This window comes from Mycobacterium sp. TH-M11, assembly GCF_057473725.1.
The window spans coordinates 1-1,881 of the sequence record NZ_JBYCLD010000450.1 but is presented as its reverse complement, the minus strand read 5'-3'; the positions used below and the strand labels follow the sequence as shown (position 1 = coordinate 1,881).

Here is a 1,881-nt window from a genome sequence, read left to right as displayed (position 1 = left end):
GGATTGTCCGGCCGGCATGTCGAATTCAAGCGTCCAATTGGTGAGCGGGACCGCGCTGGCGTTGCTGATGGCGAAGTGGGCGATGAAACCGGTCTGCCAGGCATGTGCCACCGACAATGTCGCCGTGGCCGCAGCCGCCCGGGCCGACGGGATGCTGACGAAACCCGCAGTGGCGACCAGTAATGCCGACACGGCGAGGTGAAGCGCGGCGCGCCAGCGCTTCACGCGCTTCTCCAGTCCGGCCATAGCGGCCAACACTAAAGTCCAGCCGGCCATACCGACCTCCACGACGCAGAGACGCTGCCGGACCTTTGCGCAACTGCAACCGGCGCGCAACCTTCCCCGCGACAGGCCCGGACCATTCACGCCCTGGGCGGCCGGCTACTTTCCGCCCGCTTTCCTCGCGATGTAGTAGTAGTTCGACGGGTCGGCATCAATCTCGGAAACCGTCACATCGTCGAAGCCCGACTCGGCCAGCATCGCCGCGGCCGCGTGCCGACCCCACATTGTGCCTAGCCCAGCCCCGTTGAGGGCCAACGAAACTGGCATGCAGTGCATGAGCGAAACCGTGTAGCCGTAAGTCTTCATCGCGACTCCGATGTTGTCTTCCAGCCGGCTGGATGCCTTCGGCTCGACCATGAGCAGGATGCCGTGCGGGCGCAGGGAGCGGTGGATGTTTTCCAGCACTTGCGCAGGCTGAGCCTGGTCGTGGATCGCGTCGAAGGTGGTCACCACGTCATATGCCGACGCCTCGACGGGCAGCGTCAGATCATGGAGCACGAACGTCGCATTGTCCAGGCCGCGTCGCGCAGCCTCACTCGTCGCTCGTTCGATGCCCTCGACGGAGAAGTCGATTCCGGTGAACCGGCTCGCGCCAAAGGCTTGCGCCATCACGTTGACCGCACGCCCGCTACCGCAGCCGAAATCAGCGACATCGATTCCGGCGCGCAGTCGGTCCGGCAATCCGTCGACCATGGGCAGAACCGTGTCGATCAGAGCGGCGTCGAACACCTCGCCACTTCGCTCGGCCGTCACTGTGTGGAAACGGGGATACCGGGCGTACGGCACACCTCCGCCCTGGCGGAAGCAGGTGAGCACGTCTTGTTCGACCTCGGCGAGCAGCGCGATGTACTGGGCGATGCGCGCGAGATTGTCCGGGCCGGCCGCCCGGGTCAAGACTGCGGCGCGGTGTGGGGGCAGCCGGTAGGTCTTTGCCCCGGGGTCGAAGTCGACGACCCGCGCGACCGTTGTGCCCCCCAGCCATTCGCGGACGTACCGTTCATCGAGATCTGCTGCCTCCGCGATCTGCGCACTGGTCGCCGGCGCCGCCATGCCCGCCAGCACATCGAGAAGTCCGGTCTGGTGACCCAGGCTCAGCAACAGAGCCAGGCTGGCGCCGTCGAGAGCCTCGGCCACCCGGCCGGCGAATTCACGCTGACTCTCTGGCGCGGTATCGCGGGGTGAGGTAGTGATCGTCGACCTCCATGGTGGTGTCGGGGTTTGGCTGGCGGGGCGCACCAGTACCACTATCCTCGCCCAGCCTTTCGGTGAGCGCCGCCGACGCCTCGGTTCGCCAGGCCGGCGGCGCTGCTCGACCGAGGTATGTTGCGCATTGCGACCAGTACTGTACGATTAATTCAGTACCAGTAGATACGTCCAAGAGACTTGCGGCGGTCGGTAGCGGCGCGAAGTCGGAAGGCGCGGTGCACGAGATGGATGTTCGATTCGATGCCGGTCACGTCATGGCCGGCCAGGGTAACGCCGTCGACTCGCGGTACCACCTCTCGGCCGCGACCCGACGTCAGCTGAACAAGGTGTTCCCGACGCACTGGTCGTTCCTGCTCGGCGAGATCGCGATGTACAGCTTCATCGTGCTGCTGC

Annotated in this window: 2 protein-coding genes and 1 pseudogene; 1 reads left to right on the top strand and 2 read right to left on the bottom strand. The window is 65.6% G+C overall.

The genetic code is table 11. The features are described 5' to 3' along the window. Nucleotides 1-246: cellulose binding domain-containing protein (locus tag AC2VOG_RS17570; RefSeq protein ID WP_486941128.1), on the bottom strand; the 246-nt coding region annotated here is incomplete at its 3' end. Between the two features lie 135 nt (nt 247-381). Next, complete coding sequence (locus AC2VOG_RS17565) at nt 382-1,473, bottom strand: class I SAM-dependent methyltransferase (protein ID WP_486941129.1); 1,092 nt, start codon at nt 1,471-1,473, stop codon at nt 382-384. Nucleotides 1,474-1,712: 239 nt separating this feature from the next. On the opposite strand from AC2VOG_RS17565, the pseudogene AC2VOG_RS17560 reads away from it, so the two are divergent. Next, nucleotides 1,713-1,881, top strand: a pseudogene (locus tag AC2VOG_RS17560) (cytochrome bc1 complex cytochrome b subunit); the annotation flags it as partial.